A 289-nucleotide genomic window follows, 5' to 3' on the forward strand; every position below is an offset into this window, starting at 1 on the left:
CCTGACCTTCGATCGCCGCCAGGATCGTATCCCGATAGGCTTCGATCCGCTGGGAGCGCTTGTCTCCGCCTTGGGGCTTTGCCCGCGTCGCGCCGCTCTCTCGCCATTCGCGGACCCAGCGGACCGCACTTGCCACGGCAACACCGAAACGATCCGCCGCGGCCCGCCGCGACAGGCCACCCTCAACCGCTGCGATCACTCGCGAACGCAAATCCTCCGATATGGGTCTAACCATGCCTGCTGGCCTCCATATCCAGCCGACATGATGAATCTGGAGGGTTCTGTGTGG

At 64.4% G+C, this 289-nt stretch carries 1 protein-coding gene; it reads right to left on the reverse strand.

The features are described 5' to 3' along the window. The coding region (locus ACWGTO_RS34020; protein ID WP_454579023.1) for a helix-turn-helix domain-containing protein at positions 1-235 on the reverse strand (235 nt) is incomplete at its 3' end. Between the last annotated feature and the right edge of the window lie 54 nt (positions 236-289).

This window comes from Mesorhizobium sp. PL10, from assembly GCF_053714315.1.